We start from the raw sequence: 22,191 nt of genomic DNA, 5'->3' as shown, positions 1-22,191 counted from the left end.
GCTTACCGGCGTTCCGATTCGACACCAGTAGATCAAACATAAACGCAATGTAAAGATACGGGGCTATGAAATGAATCGATTAAATGCTAAAAAACAAATGCACGAGAAACGATAACCAACAAGATGAACAAGACCAAGATTACACCAAGAGAGGTGAAACCTCGAAATCCACAACCTCCAACAACTTCACCCATATGAGTTAGCCTCCCTTCGTTAGTTAGCACATATACATAATATAGGAGTTACCTTCATTCTGACTCAGCTATGTCCTATACTGAAATTAATTAGGCAGTGTTAAGCGTTCAGATATAAATTTGATATTCATGGGCTGCGCCAATGACGAGCATTGCTGATTCAGATCCTTCAAATCAATTAAATAAAGCAACTACAAGCTACGATAACCAACAAAATAAACAGAACCAGTATAACGGCTGTAGAAGTAAAATGATGATGATGACGGCGATGTTCAAATTCACCCATTGAAATAGCCTCCTTCCGCTAGTACATTCATATCATATTAGGGTTGTTAAATATTTGACTCGGCTGCGTCCTATTCGCGTAGAAATAATTCGAGCAAAGAGTTTATGACTACAAAAAAGAAGTCGTGAAGACAAGCAGCACAAAGTAAAGGGACAAGCCATATAGGTTTGTCCCTTTACTTGCATGCGAGAAGAAGTACACCCCGGTTCATGCGCTGCCTAAATCATAAAAATGATTTGTCATTATTATATATAAACAAAACGGCGTTTTTTACCTGGGAGGGGTGCTTTTGTCAAACGGATTTGTCATTCGTTCATTAGACGAAATCAGATTTTGGTCTCGAATCATGAAAGAGCATTCACTTTTTTTAAAACTAGGCTTTAGGTGTGAAGATACTCAGCTCATTCAAGAAGCGAATCATTTTTATGCTATTTTTGAATCAATTGAAGCCAGGTCTCACACCTTTGATACTGAAGCAGATCCCCAGATCATTCTAAGATTCAATGCGGAAGTGCATTCAGCGGTCTCCCATATTTGGGCATTCAAACGAAAGGTCCTCGGCTTAATTTTACATTGTCAGTTGCCGGGACAGAACAATTTCCCTCTGCTTGTAGATCACGTCAGCAGAGAGGCTTTTTACTTTAGAAATCGCCTTGAACAACTCAATACTGGTAATTTAGACCCCCTACCAGATGCGATTATCAATGAAAATGTTTTTTTCTTAAGAATAATGGCGGATCATGCCAAGTTTATCGGTCATCTGCTCGATCCTTCTGAACGTAAGCTTGTTGAACAAGCGCAACAATTCAGTCATGAATTCGATCAGTTATTATTTCAAGCAAGAGACTTGGATTCCATGCGGCCTCAATCTCAAACGGCTCCACTTCTCGACCAATTTTTAGATCAAAATAGAGTTTCCGTTAAATCATTACGTGATTTCAAGAAAACAGCTCGCGAATTAATTGAAGCTTGTCGAATAAAAAGCATCATTCATCCACTGCTCGCCGATCATGTGTTCCGCGAAGCAGAAAGATTTCTGGTCATTATTGAAATGTTTGAAAGCACACTCACAGGAACTCCGGTGTCACCCCAACAAATGATGGAACTTGATGGACATTAAATCTATGCAATGCTTGCGCGGAATCGACGATTTGGCCATAGTTCATACAATCATTGTTGAAAAAAATATGGGATAAGCACTCCATCCGATTGAGTTAGCGAGTACAATAGTCTAATAAGCAAAAATGAAGAGATCACGCATGAGATCGTCAGCCTTCAATTTTTTTGTTTATGCCGACTTATTACAAGTCTGAATGGACATCCACATCCATGAAATCATAGTCCCGCAGGAATGTTTGAATCTGAATAACGTCCGAATCGCTAAGCTGTCGAGGCACGTCTGTCCGGACAAATACAAACAAGCTCGCAATTGTATTCGGTACTTTTGATCCTTGATCCTATTACTGTTCTTGCCCTCTTCCCTCTCTGTCACATCACCCAAGTTAAGATCCCCCGGCCAGAGGGGAGAACCATCAATACATTCTTATTAATTTTATGTACAAATATCATTTCTGCAGTTTTTTCGGTTTTGTTGCCTGGTTGAACTACAAAACAGCAATTGTGAATACTACGAACAAGAAGTAATGCAAAAGGGACAAGCCATATAGGTTTGTCCCTTTTCTTCATGCGAGTATACCCCGGTTCATGCGCTGCCTATATGCAGCCGTGTGTGCATCCCCGCCTTTTTCTATGTTTCATGCTATCACGCGAATACCGTCATGTGGTACTCAACTTTGTATCAAGGTACTTTCCATACATGTTCACTTTACGATCAATATCCCTTAATTTGCTTATCCTGTTTAAAAGAAATTGATGATTGTTAAGTTAACGAGCGTGGCAGTGAACCTTGTCTATTAAATGAGGTTCACTGCCAGAAACTATTTTTAGCGGTGTCTTCTGTGCTTTCTACACTTAACTATTACTTTTTGTCCAGGTCTGAGGATCACAACAATCACCTTTTTATGACGATGTACCATGCAGCATCCCCCCCTTCGAAGAAGAGTTAATACATAATATGCAGGTCGCTAAAAATGAAGTGTGCTAACAAGCAAATGGAATGGCTCAATTTTATTCAATTAGCTCCAATCGCGAGCGAGCCATTTCTCTTTCCTACGAAAATTCAACTTTATCTAGGTAAAGGTTAGAAGAATGTTAGAATTCAGCCCTAAAAAGGGAAAAAGCGCGATCTCCGATTGCTCGGAAACCGCGCCGTTATCGACATTACATGGTGCTGGAGAAGGGATTTGAACCCCCGACCCACGCATTACGAATGCGTTGCTCTACCCCTGAGCTACACCAGCAAATTTTGTTAACACCAAATATTATAGAGAAGTTGAAAATTTGTTTCAACCCTAAAATAAAATTACCTATATTTACTATATGGTGCTGCAGAGGTATTCTAGAACGATAATCCGCTCCTTCATGCAGCACCATACCCTATTTTACGCATCCACTCATATTTTCTATAGTTTGCTTTCGGCTAAAATAGCGCTCACCAGTTGCTCCAACGCTTCCTGATCCTGTTCGTTGAAGCGATCCGTAATCGGGCTATCGATATCCAGCACACCGATGCACTTGCCCTCCTTCATCAGAGGGACGACAATTTCAGAGCGTGAAGCCGCATCACAGGCAATATGTCCGGGAAATGCATGGACATCCGGAACGATTACTGTGCGCTGTTCCTTCGCTGCTGCCCCACATACTCCACGTCCAAGCGGAATTCGAACACATGCCGGCAGCCCTTGAAACGGCCCAAGCACAAGCTCCCCTCGCTCATCATCCATCAGATAGAATCCAGCCCAGTTAATGTCCTTCAGCCCCTGCCATAATAGCGCGGACGCATTGGACAAATTTGCAATAAAATTAGGCTCTCCTGCAATTAATGCGGACAGCTGCCCAATAATAACCGGATAATCCTTATCCCGCTCGCCTGTATAAAGTGTTTGTGTGAACATCTGACCGCCTCCTATTTTCGTATTTGTAATGTATCATACCATAGTCAGGCGATTTCGGCGCAACGCCCTGTTCAGAAAATAACGTGGCTTTCGTTTCAAAGCTCTCGATATAATGTAAGTAAAGGATAACGGAACAATAGCCGATAAGGAGGCTTCTCATGAGAACGAACACCTTTCACTTTCTAGATGAAGAAAACGTGCGTATTCACGTCTACCACTGGTTGCCCGATGAAGCCATTGAAATCCAAGGCGTTGTACAAATTGCTCACGGAATGACTGAAACCGCGCTTCGTTACGAGCGCTTTGCCGAGGAACTTACTGCCGCCGGGTATGTGGTATACGCCAACGATCATCGCGGACATGGCCGCACAGCAGCTACTGAGCAGGACTTAGGCTATATCGGCGAGAACGGCTTCATATGGATGGTGCGCAATATGGCGCAGCTCACTAAGATAATCCGCGAACAACATAGCAATCCCCCACTGTTTCTGTTCGCGCACAGCATGGGGTCTTTTCTGGCACAGCAATATATAACAGAACACGCGGACTTGATTGATGGCCTCATCCTATGCGGAAGCAACGGCCCTCGTGGCCCGGAACTGCTCGCAGGCGTCAGTGTCACGAAGCTGATTGCCTCGATGAAAGGCTCCCGCCATCGCAGCGCCTTCATTGATAAGCTGGCTTTCGGCAGCTTCAACCGTAAGTTCCAGCCTGCCCGCACACAGGTAGACTGGTTAAGCCGAGATCCGAAGGAAGTAGACAAATATGTGGAGGATCCATACTGCGGATTTCTGAGCACAGTAGGATTTTATCGGGACTTTTTCAAACTGCTGCGCAATATTCATCGCCCTGAAGTCATGAGCCGTATTCCGAAGCAGTTGCCTATACTGCTCATTGCAGGCGACGATGATCCGGTAGGCAATTATGGCAAAGGTGTGCGCAAGCTGGCAGATCAATATCGGCAACTTGGTCTGGAGCAAGTGGAATGCAAGCTGTATGAAGGTGCGCGCCATGAACTGCTCAATGAAACGAACCGGGATGAGGTTACGGCGGACTGCCTTGCATGGCTGCAACGTCAGACCCTGAGTTCGGCCGACTCCTAAAGTTTCGCTAGTCTGTCATTTGTACCCACAATCTGGATCGGCGTATAATAGACTTGAGTCATGATTTAGTCCAATGGAGATGGAAGGAGATTTTACATATGTCACGCTTGTTTGAACCGATAACAATTGGAGGGGTTACAATCCCGAATCGGATTGCCATGTCTCCGATGTGCATGTATGCATGTGATGACGAAGATGGCAAAGTAACAGACTGGCACCTGATCCACTATGCCTCGCGTGCAGTTGGGCAAGTCGGATTGATTATCGTAGAAGCCACTGCCGTCACACCAGAGGGTCGAATTAGTGCTCGTGATTTAGGAATTTGGAGCGACGATCATATTGATGGGCTGCGCAGGCTCACTGATCTAGTGCATTCTCACGGCAGCAAGATCGCCATTCAGCTTGCCCATGCAGGGCGCAAAGCTACTGTTCCCGGCGCAATTGCTCCATCGGCGATTGCGTTCAGTGAAGACTACGCAGTACCAGAAGAGATGTCGCAGGAGCAAATTCGCCGGACGGTGAAGGCATTTGCCGAGGCTGCCCGCAGAGCAAAGGAGGCCGGCTTCGATATCGTCGAGATTCATGGTGCCCATGGCTACCTGATCAATGAATTCCTCTCTCCGCTCACGAATCAGCGGATGGATAGCTATGGCGGGAGTACCGAAGGCAGATATCGCTTCTTAAGCGATGTCATTGACGCTGTTCGTCTCCAATGGGATGGGCCGGTATTCGTGCGCATTTCCGCGAATGAGTATGCGGATGGAGGCAACACACTAGAGGCTTATATTGATTATGCGCGCCGCATGAAGGATCAAGGTGTCAACCTCGTTGATTGCAGCTCTGGTGCAGTTGTACCGCATCCGATAGACGTATTCCCTGGATATCAAGTGTCTTATGCTCATGCAATTCGACAATCGGCAGGCATTGCTACTGGAGCCGTCGGTCTTATTACCGAGCCAGCTCTCGCAGAAGAGATTGTCCGAAACGACCGGGCAGATCTCGTTCTTCTTGGACGCGAGCTGCTGCGTGATCCATACTGGCCGCTGCGCGCCGCACGAGCGCTTCGTTCTGAACTGCCGAAGCCGAAGCCATACGAACGCGCTTGGTAGGATGCCAGATTCACAGATCTTCTCCTGCTTTATAGTTGAGGCATTTCTCGCTTAGTAGGCTGCCTTCTTCACGATTAGATTTTATAGGGCACTACTTTATACTTTATCTATAACACCAGATCGAACATATAGTTGTAGTTGCGAAGAGAGAGTATCCTTAACGGATGCTCTCTTTTTTCGTTATTGAATAACGGGTCGAAGAGCAGCTTTTACAAATTTGAGATACCGATAACTTTTTTTCGCTGAAAATCGTGTTTTCCTATTGAATATCCCATTATATCCATCTAGTATAAGGATAAGTTTTCTCTTCATTACCAGATTTGCGTATTTTGTGTGTTCTCCAACACCTACCACATGCATTCATCTAGAGGAGGATGGAACGATGGACAGAAGCAGTGTTCCCGAACCAAATATCGTGTTCGACCCGAAGCATTACATTTGCCACCGAGCCACAGAACCACTGCAGCTTGATGGACGATTGGACAAGTCTTTTTGGGTTCATGCCCCTTGGACAGACGAATTCGTCGACATCGAGGGAGACTTGAAACCGCTGCCATTTAAGCAGACCCGGGTCAAGATGCTATGGGATGACGAATATTTCTATTTCGGTGCCGAAATGGAAGAGGAGCAAATATGGGCAACATTGACGGAGCGCGATTCCGTCATTTTCTATGATAATGATTTCGAGATATTCATTGATCCAGATGGCGACACCCATAACTACTATGAGTTCGAAATGAATGCCTTCAACACGATCTGGGACTTGCTGCTGCCCAAACCATACCGTGACGGCGGACCGCCTATCAATGGTTGGGACATTCGCGGCATTCGCACCGCTGTCCATATTGATGGCGAGGTCAACAATCCGAATGCAGTCAATAAGGGTTGGAGCATTGAAGTCGCAATGCCTTGGAGCGTATTGAAGGAATGCGCGCCCGAAGGACGTATGCCGCAACATGGCGAATATTGGCGCGTGAACTTCTCCCGTGTTGAGTGGCGTACTGAGGTAAAGGACGGACAGTACGTCAAGATGATCAACCCGGATTCGAACACCCCTTACCCAGAGTATAACTGGGTATGGAGCCCGCAAGGCATTATCAATATGCATTATCCAGAGATGTGGGGCTTTGTTGTCTTTGCAGGCGAAGGACAACCAGCACCTTCCTTCCAATTGCCGCAAGACGAGCTGATCAAGTGGGAACTGCGCAAGATCTATTACCGTCAGCGCCAGCATTTTGCGAGCCACGGCCGTTACGCTTCCAGCTTATCGGAGTTGGCACGCGAAGAGGTTTGGCGCATCGAACCTGTGATTGAAACGACAAGCGGTTCCTTCTTACTATCTGCCAAATCGCATGATGGGCAACAATGGATTCGCATTCAGGAAGACGGGAAGGTATGGCGCGAATAGCATCGCAGACTAACAACACATGGAGCTGATGAATGAGATGACGAGCACAATTGGCTATGCAGATGATACATTGCTTCAACAAATCGAAGAGAAGTTTCAATATAAAAAAAAGCTGGCTAAGCACCGGAAAGAGGAACTGTTCAGCGTATTGAATCAAGAATTGACCGACAAGGAGCGTCTGCTCCTGAAGTATTTGTATGCCTACATGCCCATTCACGATCTGGCGGATTATGACGGTGAATTCTTCCTAGCTCATGTGCGCCGTACGTTGGCTACGCGTCAAGAGATGCCTTGGGGCAAGCAGATTCCAGATTACATCTTCATGAACTTTGTGCTCCCCTATCGCGTCAATAACGAGAATATCGACGACAACCGCGAAGTGATCTACCATGAGCTAGTCGATCGGGTTAAGGATAAACCGATGATGGAAGCGATTCTGGAAACGAACTATTGGTGCCATGAAAAGGCAACTTACGTTGGCACCGATCAACGTACTGTCTCGCCATTAACGCTGGTTCGCACCGCTCTCGGCCGCTGCGGCGAACAATCGACACTGGCCGTTGCTGCACTGCGCAGTGTCGGTATTCCGGCACGCCAATGCTACACGCCGCGCTGGGCGCACTGTGATTCGAACCATGCTTGGGTAGAAGCTTGGGCAGATGGAACCTGGTACTTCCTTGGCGCATGTGAGCCAGAAGCACGCTTGAACGAAGGTTGGTTCAAGGCTCCTTCCCGCCGTGCCATGCTTGTTCATACACGTGTGCCCGCAGATTACAACGGCCCGGAAGAAACCTGCTCCAGCCATCCGTGGTATACGGAGATTAACCTGCTTGGCAACTACGCTCCGCATAAAACCATTACGATCCAGGTTGTCAACGAGCAGGGAGAGGCAACTTCGGCAGAGGTCCACTTCCAAATGTACAACTTCGCCGAATTCTACTCTGTAACGACACTGCCGACGGATGACAATGGACAAGTGGCGTTTACAACTGGATACGGCGACCTGTTGATCCATGTCCGCAATGCGCAGGGATATGGCTTCCGCCATATTACCGTTGGCGATGCAGATACATTTACCGTAACACTCCAATCCGAGCTGCAAATTCACGACATGATGGAGTTTGACATGGAACCGCCTCCTGAGATACCAGACAAGAGCGAGAATCGGATGACAGATGAAGAACGACAGGCAAACGACCGCCGTGTTCAACACGGAACGGCAACGCGCGCAGCTTATGAAGCCACCTTCATGAGTGAAGCAGAAGCGAACTCATTGGCCGGTAAGCTGTCCTTGGCGGCGGATCGGGTATGGACGGTGATTCGCAACGCGCGCGGGAACAGCCATGAGATTGCTGCCTTCCTGGAGACCAACATACCGAAGCACGGTGAATGGCCGCTTCGTCTGCTCGAAGCGCTTCATGAGAAGGATACGCAGGATACAATGAACGAGACACTGACGGATCACTTGGAGGGAGCTCTTTCTTATCTGGAACAAGTGAAGGATGAAGATCTGTTCACCGCTTATGTGCTCTGTCCGCGCGCTCATTATGAAATGATTAAGCCGTATCGTACATACTTCCAAACGAATCTGACTGCCGAAGAGAAGGCAGCCTATGCAGCCAATCCGCAGCGGCTGGTCGATCGTTTAGCGAATGACATTACGATTGAGAGCCGAATAGACCGCTATAACGGCATGATTACACCAGTCGGCGTGTTTCAATTAAAAAAAGCCGATCGCTTGAGCCGAGACATCTGCTTCGTAGCAATGGCACGCAGCGTCGGCATACCTGCACGCCTCGAACCGCTGAATATTCGTCCGCAATTTTGGCAGAACGGCATCTGGCAGGACGCAGTGTTCCATGGTGATGCCACAGAACCTGCAGCATCTCGACCGGCAGAACCGTCGAATAATGCGGAAGCCGCGAGCGGTGCGATTGTATTTGCACGCAGTGAAGGCGAGCAAGAAGCTTCCTATTACTTGAACTTCACGATCGCTCGCTTTGAGAACGGCACTTATCGCACCTTGACGTTCCCATATGGCGAGAAGGATATGTACAATAAGCCTTACGAGGTATTGAGCGGCAACTATCGGATGACGACCGGAACACGTCTTAGCGATGGAACCGTGCTCGTGCGCCTATCCTTCTTCACCGTACATGCCGGCGATACAACAACCGTACCTGTCGTATTCCGCAAGGAGGAAATTCATGTTCCGATCCTCAATACAGTATCGGCAGAACAGTGGAGCCGCATGACCGATAAGGTGAGCCTAGACATTACGGAGCAAGGGCTCGTCCTTGCATGGCTTGATCCAGAACGCGAGCCATCGAAGCATCTTGCGCGTGAACTGCGCGAGTTGAAGATAGAGCTCGATCAGTGGGGGGGCCGTATTGCGCTTATGGTTGAAAGCCAGCGCAATCGCAGCGAATTCAAGCTTGAGGGTATGCCGGAGCATACAACGTATAGCGTAGATGAGGATGGACTGTCCTTGCAGGCACTTCTTCCCTCCCTTCCAGAATGGAACGGTCAGGAATATCCGCTGGTTGTAGTCATGGATCAGCAGCACCGCATCCGTTACCAGCTCCAAGGCTACAAGCTTGGCACTGGTTCGGATATTTTAAAGACTGTGTGCAACATGCAGTAGGCAGCCCAAGGTTCCCATTTTCATTTCATACTGTTAAATAAGATAAGGAGGCTGTACGCTTCATGGTGCAACCTCCTTCTATTTTTGCGCGCATTAAGTCCTTACATCATTCCTTGCATTGTTGGCCCTTGCATCTCAGCTCTTACAACCAGTCGTTGAAGCGGCGAATGTACCATTTCTTGACGGACTGCGTCAGAATACAGTACCCCAGCAAAATCGCAGCAAGCCATGGGAAGTAGGACATTGGCAGCGGTACCAGACCAATGCTCTCACCGAACTCGGAGAACGGAATCATAATGCCCATCAGCATAATAAGCACCGTCAACAGCATAACAGGCAAGCTTGCCCGACTCTGGATGAACGGCACTTTCTCCGTACGGATCATGTGGACGATCAAGGTTTGTGACAGCAGCCCCTCAATGAACCAGCCCGAATGGAACAATGCCTGATCTGCTGGCGTATTTGCGGCAAAGACGAACATCATCAATCCATACGTGAGAAAATCGAAGATCGAGCTTGTCGGACCGATGAATAGCATAAAGCGGCCAATCGACTTCGCATCCCATGTGCGCGGCTTTTTCAAAAATTCTTTGTCCATGTTGTCCCAAGGAATCGACAACTGCGACATATCATAGAACAGGTTCTGCACGAGCAGGTGCAGCGGCAGCATAGGCAGGAACGGCAGGAACAAGCTTGCTCCCAATACACTGAACACATTCCCAAAGTTCGAGCTGGCCGTCATCTTGATATACTTAATCATGTTGCCGAACGTGCGGCGCCCCTCAATAATCCCTTGCTCCAGTACCATAAGCGATTTTTCAAGCAAAATGATATCTGCTGATTCCTTCGCAATATCGACCGCAGTATCTACCGAAATACCGATATCTGCTTCCTTCAAAGAGATCGCATCATTAATTCCGTCCCCCATAAATCCGACAGTATGCCCCTTCTCCTGAAGCGCACGGACGATACGCGCCTTCTGCATCGGATTCAGCTTCGCGAAGACAGTTGTCTGATCAGCCAGTTCCGCAAGGGCCGTATCATTCAAATCATCAATTTCCTTGCCGAGCACGATACGCCCTGTTTCGATGCCAACATCACGGCACACCTTGCGCGTTACCGCTTCGTTATCTCCTGTCAGCACTTTCACCGCTACGCCATGCTCAAGCAAGGCCGAAATTGCTGGCGCCGCACTACCCTTCGGCGGATCAAGAAATCCGATGTATCCCGCGAACACGAGACCTTGTTCGTCAGCAGCACTGTAGGATTCCTTGCATGTTCCATCCCGCATCAGCTTAATGGCTACGCCGATAACACGAAGGCCCTCCTCGTTCATTTCATTTGCTTTGCGCAGCAGTTCCTGCTTCATGTCCTGTCCCATGCCAAAGACATTTTTGCCATCCAACATGGAATCGCATATGGACAGCATCTCTTCCATAGCCCCTTTGCAGACGAGAAGATGCTCGCCTTGTTTTCTGGACAGCACCACTGACATTCGTCTACGGTTGAAGTCAAAGGGAATTTCGTCGACCTTATTGTAATCATAATCGATGCTTGCAAGGTCGTTCTCCTCCGCCCGCTCGACGACGGCACGATCAAGCAGATTGCGCAGCCCTGTCTGATAGCGGCTGTTCAAGTAAGCATACCGCAGCACCTGTTCGCTTTCTTCTCCATGGATGTTCAGATGCTTCTCCAAAATAATTCTATCCTGCGTTAAAGTCCCTGTCTTATCTGTGCACAGGACATTCATCGCGCCCAAGTTCTGTATCGCATTAAGCCGCTTCACAACCACCTTCTGGCGCGACATTGCCATCGCACCCTTCGCGAGATTCGACGTCACGATAACAGGCAGCATTTCCGGTGTAAGCCCGACAGCCACAGACAATCCAAAAAACAGTGCACCCCACCAGTCGCCTTTCGAGAACCCATTAATGAAAAAGATAATTGGCACCATGACAAGCATGAAGCGAATAAGCACAAAGCTGACACTGTTGATGCCGCGCTCGAAGCTAGTTATTGGCCGAGCCCCAACCAAGCTGTGCGCCATCGCGCCGAAATATGTCCGCGCTCCAGTCGCAATAACGACTGCTGTCGCAGATCCGCTTACCACCGTCGTCCCCATGTACCCCATATTATCGAGCTCTAGCGCCTGCTTCGCTTTCTTAACACTCTTCATCCGACGCTGTTCAGGCATGACGCCAATATCGCGCTTTTCTACTGGCATTGCTTCACCTGTCAGCGCCGATTCCATGACAAGCAGATCCTTAGCCGACAGGAGCCGGACATCTGCTGGAACCAGATCGCCTGCAGCAAGCCGGATCATATCGCCCGGAACGAGCTGCTCCATGTCCATTTCACGGCTTTGTCCGCCGCGTATGACAGCAGCAGTCGTCTTTACCATCGCCTTCAGCTTCTCTGCCGTGCGCATAGAGCGGAATTCCTGTATAAAAGTGATGATGATGCTGATCGTTACCATTGTCGAAATAATAATGACCGCCTCTGTATCCTCCGTTAGTGCAGAAAAAACATCCAAACCGAGTAGTACCAAAATAAATGGGTTCTTAAAACATCTCAGCAGTTGAATATACCAAGCAGGCGGCTTCTCATACGCAACTTGATTGTGGCCGAATTCCTCCAAGCGGCGCACAGCCTCCATCTCATCCAAGCCGTAAGGCTTCGTCTTCAGTTCCTCCAGCACATCATCAACATGAGCCTCCGATGTCTCGATTAAGCGCTGCTCCAGCTTCGCATTAGTCAGATCCGCATCTTTGCGGGACATGACATTCCATTTGCGTTTCCCTTGATTGACCTTCATTTCCATGTGAATTCCTCCTTCTTGTGCACCAAAATACGCAAAAAGACCTCCCTGTCTACAGGGAGGTCTGCATGACCCGAACCGTGATTTCCTTGCTGTCACTGCATACGCATACTTGTTCCGCACCAAAAGGGGGAATCCCTCAATTCACGGGTGGTTACACTTGCCTGCGAGCATGCTTCCTTCAACCGGGGCAGGAATACAGCGTGCATATGCACACACGAATCCCTTCAATGCCAGCATGAAATGACCTTGAATTCTCATTCGAGGCTCATTCGCCCACAAGTAAACACCCGTTACTGTACCGTGGATACTTTTCATCTGCTGATCAAAGCACTCGTTCCAGCACTTCAACCTATTCGCATGAAAAAAGAAGCCACCCCATTTATTAGTGTCGGCAAGTGAATAGCGCATAGGAAAGCAAGGAGAATCCAGGTTCTCCCGTTCCAAGGTTTCACAATGCTATGCAGTTGTGTCTTCGGACTCGGGCTTCCGTCCATGCGTAATCACCGCCTTCTCATTTCTGTTTGCAAATCATACGAAAAAACCCTTCGGCTCGCCGAAGGGTTACGCATGCGCAAATAAAGAACTGGGATATTGCCTATCCCGTTCTAGCCCTCCTCGTCGAGCTTCAGCACTATACAACGTAAAGGTTACATCCCTTAGCCACCTTAAGAAAAGCCTTAATCCGACAATTCCTGTTCTACCCATGGGCATCTCTCGATATTTCTGGGCAGTGGCCTCTGTTCGTATAGGAGCCTCACCTAACAAAGCTTGGTTTGGTTTTCCTCATACAATGTATTACGGGCACTTCTAGTTTGTCAACCGAAAAACGCAAAAAGGGAAATTTAGGCATCCCTACGCAAATGGATTATATCGCGGAAAACGTCGCCCCTCCCCCCATTTTCATGCAGAACAAATAAATTAACTTCAAAAATTTTTTGCATCAATTTTGTCGGATTCGGTCATTTTCGGTGATTTCTCTATTAGGCTGATTGCTATACCGATTCCGCTAGGCGGCGAAAGGAGGAAAACCATGATCCATTTTCATCAAATCAACAAGCATTACGGCAGCTTTCATGTACTCAAGGACATTAATTTAACGATCAATCAAGGCGAAGTCGTCGTCGTCATCGGACCAAGCGGCTCGGGGAAAAGCACGATGGTTCGCTGCATTAATCGACTCGAAACCATTACCGATGGCGAGCTGATCGTCGACGGTATACGCGTAAATGACAAATCCACTGACATTAATCGACTGCGCCGAAATATCGGCATGGTATTCCAGCATTTCAACCTGTATCCCCATAAAACGGTGCTGCAAAACATTACGCTTGCACCTATGAAGGTAGCCGGCATGTCCAAGCAGGAAGCGGAGGAAGCGGCGAGACTTTATTTGGCCAAAGTAGGCATTGCCGATAAAGCCAATTCCTACCCTGCCCAATTGTCTGGCGGACAGCAGCAGCGTGTTGCTATTGCAAGAGGCCTTGCAATGAAGCCTAAAATTATGCTGTTCGATGAGCCTACATCAGCATTGGATCCCGAGACAATCGGCGAGGTGCTTGACGTAATGCGGACACTTGCGAAGGAAGGCATGACAATGGTTGTCGTCACTCACGAGATGGGCTTCGCCAAAGAGGTAGCCGATCGCGTCGTGTTCATGGATCAAGGGCGAATTGTCGAGGAAGCAGAGCCGACCGCCTTTTTTACCAAGCCGCGTGAAGAGCGTGCCCAGGCATTCCTCAGCCGGATTTTGAACCACTAAGCGATAGGGAACTATCACCCTACACTGCACATGCACATGATTTCTCCGCTGTCAAACCCGATGACCCTTCGAACCTTTTGGACTTTTTTAAACTATGAAAAGGAGCGTGTCACATGAAACGTTGGATGAAACTGATGAGCATGGCAATAGTAGCCGCATTTGTTGTAAGCGCTTTATCCGCATGCGGCAATCAAGCCTCTGAAGGCGAAGGAACACTCGCCAAAATTAAAAGTAGAGGAAAGGTTATTGCCGGCGTTAAGTACGACCTAAATCTCTTCGGCCTGAAAGACCCTGCTACCGGCAAAGTGCAAGGCTTGGACATCGACATCGCAAAGCAAATTGCGAAAAAGGTGCTGGGCGACGAAGATGCGATTGAGTTCATGGAGGTCACATCCAAAACTCGCATTCCGATGCTGAAAAACGGAGACATTGACTTCATTATCGCCACGATGACCATTACCGATGAGCGCAAAAAGGAGATTGATTTTTCCGATGTATATTTCACTGCCGGCCAATCCCTGCTTGTCCCTGCTGACAGCCCTATCAACTCCATTAAGGATTTGACCAAGGATTCCAAGGTGCTCACTGCCAAAGGCTCAACATCCGCCAAAAACATCCGCGAATCTGCACCTGACGCTCAAATCCTCGAATTTGAAAACTATGCAGAAGCATTTACAGCCCTGAAGGCGAAGCAAGGCTCCGCGTTGACGACCGACAATGCGCTCCTGTACGGCATGGCCAAGCAGGACAACAACTTCCGCGTCTTGGATGAGACATTTACAGAAGAGCCTTATGGCATCGGCATCCGCAAGGGCGACACAGAGTTCATCAAAGCGGTCAACGATACCTTGAAAGAGCTGAAGGAAAACGGGGAATACGAAAAAATGTATGAAAAATGGATCGGCAAAAAGCCAAATTAACAGGCGACATGTTCGTACGACTGAGTTGAGGGGATAAGCGCTGGCTGCTCGTCTCCTCTTTTTGATTCCAAAATCCAAAAGACGATAAACGAGGGAGGAACATGTATGTTTATTAACTTTTCGATTCTTAGCGAGCATTTGGATCGCTACCTGGCCGGGCTAGGGGGCACACTGGCCGCCAGCCTGATTTCGCTCGTGGCAAGCTTTATCCTCGGCGCAATTATTGCCGTATTCCGCATCACTCCCTTCAAGCCGCTGCAATGGATTGGCGCGATTTATGTTGAATTTTTCCGCAATATCCCGCTTATGCTCATCGCATTTTTTACGCTGATCGCCCTTCCTCTTCTAACCGGGGCTGTCCTCGTACCATTCGCGGCAGGGCTCACAGCACTGACCGTATATACTTCCGCCTTTATCGCAGAGGTCATTCGCGCAGGCATTCAGGCTATACCTAAAGGTCAAATGGAGGCAGCCCGTTCTTCCGGACTCACCTATGTTCAAGCAATGTGGCATGTCATCCTGCCTCAAGCCGTCAAGGTCGTCATTCCCCCGCTGGGCAACCAATTTTTGAATTTGGTGAAAAATTCGTCGATTCTTACGGTATTATCGGCATCGGACTTAATGTATCAGGCAGATCTTATTAACTCTGACACATTCGACACATTCAGCACCTACATGTTTGCCGGATTATTTTATTTGCTGCTTACCGTTCCGCTCAGCTTCGGCATTCGTTACCTTGAGCATAAGTATCAACCTGTGAAAGGAGTGCGGGCATAATGGATTTCATCGGGGCGCTATCCTCTGCCAATTTGCAATTTTTGCTGAAGGGATTCCTCATCACCATCGAGGTCGCTTTGCTGTCCATCGCTATCAGTTTTATTATCAGCGTATTGGTCGGTACTGTTCGCTATGCCAAAGTGCCCTTTCTCGGCAAATTATTCGCTGTGCTGGTAGAAACCATCCGCAATCTGCCGCTGCTTCTGATTATCTTTTTTATTTATTTTGCGCTACCGCAAATTGGAATCAAGCTCGATAAGTTCACCGCGGCCGTAGTCGCGCTCGTTATTTTTGAATCGGCCATGATCTCCGAAATCGTGCGCGGAGGACTGAACTCGGTTGAAAAAGGGCTCATTGAAGCCGGACGCTCCTCTGGACTGACGAAGACGCAAACGCTGTGGCATATCGTACTCCCTATCGCACTTCGACGGATGGTGCCGCCAATCGTCAGCCAATTCATTTCACTCTTGAAGGACACTTCACTAGCTGTCGTTATTGCCCTGCCAGAGCTCATGAATCACGTCCAAATTATTAACGGGCACAATATTAATTACGTTATTCCGACATTCCTATTTGCAGCCCTGTTGTATTTTGTCGTTAATTACCTGCTTTCCCTTGCTTCACGCAGACTCGAAAATAAGCACACCTGAAAATGGATAATTTAGGAGACAAAATACTCCCTTTTCCGGTACGATAGAAGAGAAGATGTCTTGACCCTATTTTCGTCGACGAAAACGGAAAGGAGCCGTTCTTATCAGCTTGCGCGACCAAAGGCTGCTTATTTGGAGCATCATTTTATTGTCCACGGGACTGCTCGGTGAAATGAAGATCACCCCGTTCGGCGATGATTTTCGATTTTCACTCGGCATTATGGCTTATTTTTTCGGACTGCTGTGGTTTTCGGTACCCGTGCTTGCCACGGGTATCTCAGTGGGGGCATTCGTTGTATTATTCCGGATTTTACTTGGATTACTGCTGTATGACACCCCTGTCCTCACCGGATTTACACAGCATATGCCCGTATTTTTCTACTATGTCACATTCGCCGCCATCATCTCGCTGCTCAAAATCAAGGCGAATGTAGAATATCATGTTAAGGTTGCTTTGTACGGCGCGCTTGCAGATATGGCATCCAATGTGGCAGAACTGATCGTTCGCATTGCCTCCGGCGCTCCAGCCAGCATGAGCTATCATGAAGGTCTGCTTATTATTCTTGTCGGGCTGCTGCGCAGCTTCTTTGCCGTAGGTATGTGCAATATGCTTGCGATTCGGCAAGTGCGGGCACAGGCCGAGCAGCGTCGGTTGGAGCTGGAACGCCTAATGATGATTAATTCGGATTTGTTCGAAGAAGCGTTCTATCTCCGCAAATCGATGTCCCATATTGAAGAAATTACGCGTGAGAGCTACCAACTGTATCAATCGCTCAAGCAGAGGCTTTATCCAGATGCAACACAAGCTCTGCAGATCGCCAAGCATGTACATGAGCTTAAAAAGGATTCCGAGCGTATCCTGTCTGGCCTATTTAAAATCATTCATCAGGAGCGCATGCTCTCCAAACGTATCCAGATCACGGAGCTATGCGCCATGGTCGTAAGAGCCAATACCAATTACAGCCTGCTGCTCGGAAAGCAAATTCAATGGGGCCACTGTTGCAACATCAATCTGTCTACCACCGAGATCTACCCGCTTCTCTCTGTGCTGAACAACATCGTATCCAATGCCGTTGAGGCGATCCCGCATGATGGGAAAATCGACCTACAGGTCGATCTTCAGGATGATTCCATCCTGTTCGCTGTCGTCGATAATGGGCCGGGCATCTCAGCAGACGATCTGGAGCTGATCTTCCATCCCGGATATACGACCAAGTTCGATGCCGAGGGAAACTCTTCTACAGGCATCGGCCTATCACACGCCACTGACATCGTCCAACTGTTCAAGGGCGACATTGACGTGACCAGTGCACCTGGGTACACTTGTTTTCACATTCGAATTCCTGTAGAGCGTTTAACTTGAAGGGAGGTTGATCGTTTTGTTAAAATTTTATCTGGTTGAAGACGACCCTGCCGTTCGGAAAATGCTAATACGCATCATTGGTGAAAGTGGTCTTGGCGAAGTAGTCGGCGAAGCCGACGATGGTTCCTATGTATCGCCGGCGGATATTAGCCATGCGGATATCGTTATCATTGACCTGTTAATGCCAGGCCGCGATGGAATTGAAACGGTAAAGTCGCTGCGGGAGAATGATTACAACGGTCGATTCATCATGATTTCTCAGGTTGAAAATAAGGAAATGATCGGAGAAGCTTACCAGCAAGGGGTTGATACTTTTATTCAAAAGCCGATCAACCGCTTAGAGGTGCTGGCTGTCCTTAGACGGGTATCCGACCATTTGCTGCTCGAGAAATCCATGAAGTCCATTCGAAATTCGCTTCGCTCCCTCGAGGTACTAGGAACGGGAGCCCTGCATGCTCAGCAGGAGTACGCTCCTGTACATCAAGAGAAGCTTATCGAGCAGCGAGCGAGATCCCTACTCCTGCAGCTTGGCGTTGTTGGCGAAGCAGGGGCTTCGGATATGATTCGGATTGTGAGCTGGCTCAAAACTCAAGAGCAGGAGCAACAGATCCTTCAAGATTTGCCTCCGCTCAAAACGATTTATGAACAAATCACATTGCGCGGCCAAGCTGCGGGAGAGCATCTCAAGCGGGATGTCCGTGCAACAGAGCAGCGAATTCGACGCTTGACATTGCAAGCGCTTACCAACTTGTCTTCTATCGGGTTAAGCGATTACGGCAACCCTACTTTCGAGTATTTTGCCGCTCGCATGTTCGACTTTCAGGAGGTTCGGCTCCGCATGCGAGAGCTGGAGACTTCCTGCAAATCGACATCCTGCAAAATAAATTTAAGGAAATTTCTATATGTATTTTATATCGAGTGCTCTTCTACTTCGTGATCGGATAAGTGGCAAAATGTGAAATGCACATGGAAACATGGAATGCTGGGCACACTTTCCTTCCCATGCGTACATGCAGCCAGTACATACGAAATTCGATGTAATATATCTGGCTGCTGCCCCCTATCCTTCCTGCATTCGACATCGTTCGCGATCAAGAATTGTCCACTGTACAAGGACATTCAGCACCCTAACTTCCATAGAATAGCCGCCTGTCTTATCCTTCTTTTTTCGCATGATCTCGTACCTCAAAAAAATTTTTTATCCCCCGCCTTCATCCCTTGGACAAGCCTGCTAATAAGGAAAACCGCCATTCTCACACCTCGCAAACCGTGACAATTATCACCTTAAGCCTATTTACTTGCCCAATATGTTGTAGTATATTTACGTAAGAATATCTACATGTTGTGATTATTAAGAAATTAATATGATAAGCAGTAAAGTGCAAACAACCTCGAAGACAGCCACACAAGACAACCCTTGCGCTGTATTCGAGGTTCGTTTTTAGAGCCGATTCACGAATCGCTGGATAAATGGCAACTTGTCTAAGCCATGTCGGAAGATCGAGATTGATGAAGGTGTGCGTCCTTGTCTGGCGCACGCGTTGTTCTTATGCGCTCGAACAGAAGAGTGCTCCATTTCAGGCGTTTTGCCAACACCCTTTATGTTGGATACATACTCAGCACTCGACGAGAAGCTTCCCTTTTGCGCGATTCCGACACATATAGCGAGGCTCCATCCCAAATCGATATTCGAGGAGGAATATTTACGAATGCAGACGACAACACCTATCGTCCATACTGTTCATAAACCTAACAACCGCTCCTTGGCATTCGATGCTAACCGCATCATGCGCTATGGCGAGAGAATGATGGCACCATACCCCCAGCTTGACCGGGATCGGTGGCACCGCGGCGTATTATCCAAGCTGCGCAGCAGCAGCGTACAGGCTTCTGATATTACCCAAGCGAGCATCATGACGGCATTAGAGTTGGTGACGAAGGAGGAGCCAGACTGGAAGTTCGTTGCTGCACATTCCTTATTAACGAAGCTCTATAAGGAAGCTGCCCTCCATCGCAACTATAAGGCTTATCCAGATAAGCCCTATGGGGATTTCTACAAGCTTATTACTCGCCTATGCGATCTTGGCATCTACCGTCAGGAATTGCTTGAGGCATATACGCCTGAACAGATTCGAGAGCTTGGTCAATCCATTCAAGCGGAATATGATCAAATCTTTGACTACATCGGCCTGCTGACATTAGCAGAACGATATCTCGCAACTGACTTCGAGGGCCGTACGATGGAATTGCCGCAGGAGCGCTACATGATCATTGCCATGTATCTGATGCATAAGGAGCCTGCAGAGCGCCGGGCAGAGCTGGCCAAGGAAGCCTACTGGGCGATGGCCAATCTCTATATGACCGCCGCTACACCGACCATGGCGAATGCCGGGAAGAAGGTTGCCGGCCAGTTGTCCAGCTGCTTCATTGACACGGTGGATGACTCACTCGAGGGGATTTTTGAATCGAACACCGACGTTGCCCGCCTGAGCAAGATGGGTGGCGGCATCGGCGTATATCTAGGGAAAATTCGCGCCCGCGGCTCCGATATTCGCGGACATAAAAATACGAGCTCAGGCGTTATCCCTTGGATTCGCCAGTTGAACAATACCGCCGTCAGCGTCGATCAATTAGGTACGCGCAAAGGCGCTATCGCAGTATACTTGGACGTCTTCCACAAGGACATTCTCTCCTTTCTCGACTTGAAGCTGAACAACGGGGACGAACGCATGCGGGCCCATGACATTTTCCATGGCGTGTGCTTGCCGGATCTGTTCATGGAGGCAGTTGAGAATCGGGATGACTGGCATCTGTTCTGCCCGCATGAAGTGAAGAAAATCATGGGCTGGAAGGACGAGAAGGGGCGCTCTCTCGGCTTAGAGGATTTCTATGATGAACTGCGTGGTCAAGGACAGTTCCGCGATAAGTATGCCGAAGCAGTCGCGAACCCAAGCCTGCCGCGCATTACACTGCCAGCGATTGACATTATGAAGCGCATCCTCAAATCTCAGCTAGAGACCGGCACACCTTACATGTTCTACAAGGATGCGGCTAACCGCGCCAATCCGAACAAGGCGCATGGCATGATTTATAGCTCCAATCTGTGTACGGAAATTATGCAAAACATGTCGCCTACTCTGATCGAACAAGAGGAGCTGACCACGCAGGATGGACAGTCCCGCATTATTATTAGCAAGCTTCCTGGCGATTTCGTCGTCTGCAACTTGAATTCCATTCATCTGGCACGCGCAGTGCGCGCCGATGTCCTAGAGCGGCTTATTCCGATACAAGTTCGCATGCTCGACAATGTCATCGACATCAATCGAATCGAAGTGCTGCAAGCGCAGCATACGAATCGACGCTATCGCGCCATTGGCCTTGGCACCTTCGGCTTGCATCATCTGTTGGCCTTAGAAGGCATCGCATGGGAATCCGAAGAGGCTGTACAGTATAATGACACTCTCTATGAGAAGATCAACTACTTGGCAATTCAAGCCAGCATGAAGCTTGCAAAGGAAAAAGGAGCATACCCGCTCTTTGCCCAATCAGAATGGGAGAACGGCCGCTATTTCTCCGAACGGGAATATACGACGGGCACCCGAGAAGGCAAATTCGTAACGACCGAGCAATGGCGTGAGCTGGCTGCACAGGTACAGGCGAACGGCATGCGCAATGCGTGGCTGATGGCGGTAGCACCGAACGGCTCAACTTCCATTATTGCCGGCTCTACGGCCAGCATTGATCCGGTCTATGATCTGCTCAGCTATGAAGAGAAGACGACTTACAAAATCGCGAACCCCGCTCCAGATCTATCGGAGAAAACGATCTGGTATTACAAGACAGCTTTCCGACTTGACCAGAACTGGTCAATTCGAATGGCCGCTGCTCGCCAGCGGCATATCGATCAAGCGCAAAGCTTTAACTTGTATGTGCGTCCCGATATTCGCGCAGTAGAATTTCTATCGCTGCATCTTCATGCGTGGAAGGCAGGACTGAAATCTACGTATTACGTACGCAGCCAAGCATTGACGGTCGAAGAATGCGAGGCTTGCAGCTCATAATAAGAAACGTTGAGGTTAAGCTCTCTTAAATGAATAACTCATCATCAGAACGCCTGCCTGTCCATGGCTAGGCACTGGTACC

General features: G+C 48.3%; 16 protein-coding genes, 1 tRNA gene and 1 riboswitch. Of the genes, 12 read left to right on the top strand and 5 right to left on the bottom strand.

All coding sequences use genetic code 11. The annotated features are described in order from the left end of the window. Positions 1 to 86 precede the first annotated feature (86 nt). Entirely contained in the window at positions 87 to 194 is a 108-nt protein-coding gene (locus NO352_RS23560; RefSeq protein WP_005543536.1) for a hypothetical protein, read from the bottom strand. A 178-nt stretch (positions 195 to 372) separates the two neighbouring features. Then, positions 373 to 480 (bottom strand): YjcZ family sporulation protein, encoded by a 108-nt coding sequence (locus NO352_RS23555; protein WP_005543537.1) that lies wholly within the window; start codon positions 478 to 480, stop codon positions 373 to 375. 289 nt (positions 481 to 769) lie between these two features. Here NO352_RS23555 and NO352_RS23550 point away from each other — a divergent pair, with 289 nt between their 5' ends. Further along, positions 770 to 1,600: a DUF2935 domain-containing protein gene (locus NO352_RS23550; RefSeq protein WP_289356908.1), complete on the top strand. Its 831-nt coding sequence runs from the start codon at positions 770 to 772 to the stop codon at positions 1,598 to 1,600. A 1,165-nt stretch (positions 1,601 to 2,765) separates the two neighbouring features. Here NO352_RS23550 and NO352_RS23545 read toward each other — a convergent pair. Further along, positions 2,766 to 2,840, bottom strand: a tRNA-Thr gene (locus NO352_RS23545). 162 nt (positions 2,841 to 3,002) lie between these two features. Then, complete coding sequence (locus tag NO352_RS23540; RefSeq protein WP_005543545.1) at positions 3,003 to 3,494, bottom strand: GAF domain-containing protein; 492 nt, start codon at positions 3,492 to 3,494, stop codon at positions 3,003 to 3,005. A 158-nt stretch (positions 3,495 to 3,652) separates the two neighbouring features. Between NO352_RS23540 and NO352_RS23535 the strand changes: the two genes are divergently transcribed. The 4 genes from NO352_RS23535 (at position 3,653) to NO352_RS23520 (ending at position 9,758) form a co-directional block, all read left to right on the top strand. Beyond that, positions 3,653 to 4,597 carry an alpha/beta hydrolase gene (locus NO352_RS23535; RefSeq protein WP_289356907.1) on the top strand — a complete coding sequence of 315 codons (945 nt, stop codon included), beginning with the start codon at positions 3,653 to 3,655 and terminating at the stop codon, positions 4,595 to 4,597. A gap of 98 nt (positions 4,598 to 4,695) precedes the next feature. After that, the gene (gene namA / locus NO352_RS23530) at positions 4,696 to 5,706 is read left to right on the top strand and encodes an NADPH dehydrogenase NamA (RefSeq protein ID WP_289356906.1); all 1,011 of its coding nucleotides are present in this window, start codon (positions 4,696 to 4,698) and stop codon (positions 5,704 to 5,706) included. A gap of 382 nt (positions 5,707 to 6,088) precedes the next feature. Then, a complete protein-coding gene (locus NO352_RS23525; RefSeq protein ID WP_289356905.1) occupies positions 6,089 to 7,114 on the top strand; it encodes a carbohydrate-binding family 9-like protein in 1,026 nt (341 codons plus the stop codon). 37 nt (positions 7,115 to 7,151) lie between these two features. Beyond that, a complete protein-coding gene (locus tag NO352_RS23520) occupies positions 7,152 to 9,758 on the top strand; it encodes a transglutaminase domain-containing protein (protein ID WP_289356904.1) in 2,607 nt (868 codons plus the stop codon). Positions 9,759 to 9,900: 142 nt separating this feature from the next. Here NO352_RS23520 and mgtA read toward each other — a convergent pair whose 3' ends face one another. Next, on the bottom strand, positions 9,901 to 12,579 hold the full coding sequence (gene mgtA, locus NO352_RS23515) for a magnesium-translocating P-type ATPase (RefSeq protein ID WP_289356903.1): 2,679 nt from the start codon (positions 12,577 to 12,579) through the stop codon (positions 9,901 to 9,903). Positions 12,580 to 13,182: 603 nt separating this feature from the next. Then, positions 13,183 to 13,352: riboswitch (M-box (ykoK) riboswitch) on the bottom strand. Between the two features lie 257 nt (positions 13,353 to 13,609). Between mgtA and NO352_RS23510 the strand changes: the two genes are divergently transcribed. The 7 genes from NO352_RS23510 (at position 13,610) to NO352_RS23480 (ending at position 22,109) form a co-directional block, all read left to right on the top strand. Then, complete coding sequence (locus NO352_RS23510; RefSeq protein ID WP_005543555.1) at positions 13,610 to 14,338, top strand: amino acid ABC transporter ATP-binding protein; 729 nt, start codon at positions 13,610 to 13,612, stop codon at positions 14,336 to 14,338. A gap of 113 nt (positions 14,339 to 14,451) precedes the next feature. Next, the gene (locus tag NO352_RS23505) at positions 14,452 to 15,258 is read left to right on the top strand and encodes a transporter substrate-binding domain-containing protein (RefSeq protein WP_262866386.1); all 807 of its coding nucleotides are present in this window, start codon (positions 14,452 to 14,454) and stop codon (positions 15,256 to 15,258) included. Between the two features lie 105 nt (positions 15,259 to 15,363). Beyond that, the gene (locus tag NO352_RS23500) at positions 15,364 to 16,035 is read left to right on the top strand and encodes an amino acid ABC transporter permease (protein ID WP_289356902.1); all 672 of its coding nucleotides are present in this window, start codon (positions 15,364 to 15,366) and stop codon (positions 16,033 to 16,035) included. Beyond that, complete coding sequence (locus NO352_RS23495) at positions 16,035 to 16,685, top strand: amino acid ABC transporter permease (RefSeq protein WP_005543558.1); 651 nt, start codon at positions 16,035 to 16,037, stop codon at positions 16,683 to 16,685. The genes NO352_RS23500 and NO352_RS23495 overlap by 1 nt, the downstream gene beginning before the upstream one ends. A gap of 109 nt (positions 16,686 to 16,794) precedes the next feature. Continuing rightward, a complete protein-coding gene (locus NO352_RS23490; protein WP_268620367.1) occupies positions 16,795 to 18,048 on the top strand; it encodes an ATP-binding protein in 1,254 nt (417 codons plus the stop codon). 16 nt (positions 18,049 to 18,064) lie between these two features. Continuing rightward, the gene (locus tag NO352_RS23485) at positions 18,065 to 18,985 is read left to right on the top strand and encodes a response regulator (protein ID WP_005543561.1); all 921 of its coding nucleotides are present in this window, start codon (positions 18,065 to 18,067) and stop codon (positions 18,983 to 18,985) included. Between the two features lie 772 nt (positions 18,986 to 19,757). Then, entirely contained in the window at positions 19,758 to 22,109 is a 2,352-nt protein-coding gene (locus NO352_RS23480; RefSeq protein ID WP_483311859.1) for a ribonucleoside-diphosphate reductase subunit alpha, read from the top strand. The last annotated feature ends 82 nt before the right edge of the window (positions 22,110 to 22,191 follow it).

Source organism: Paenibacillus sp. S-12, assembly GCF_030363895.1.
GTDB classification, from domain to species: Bacteria; Bacillota; Bacilli; order Paenibacillales; family Paenibacillaceae; genus Paenibacillus_B; species Paenibacillus_B alvei.
The sequence above is the reverse complement of the archived record's forward strand: the minus strand, read 5'-3'. Positions and strand labels throughout refer to the sequence as shown.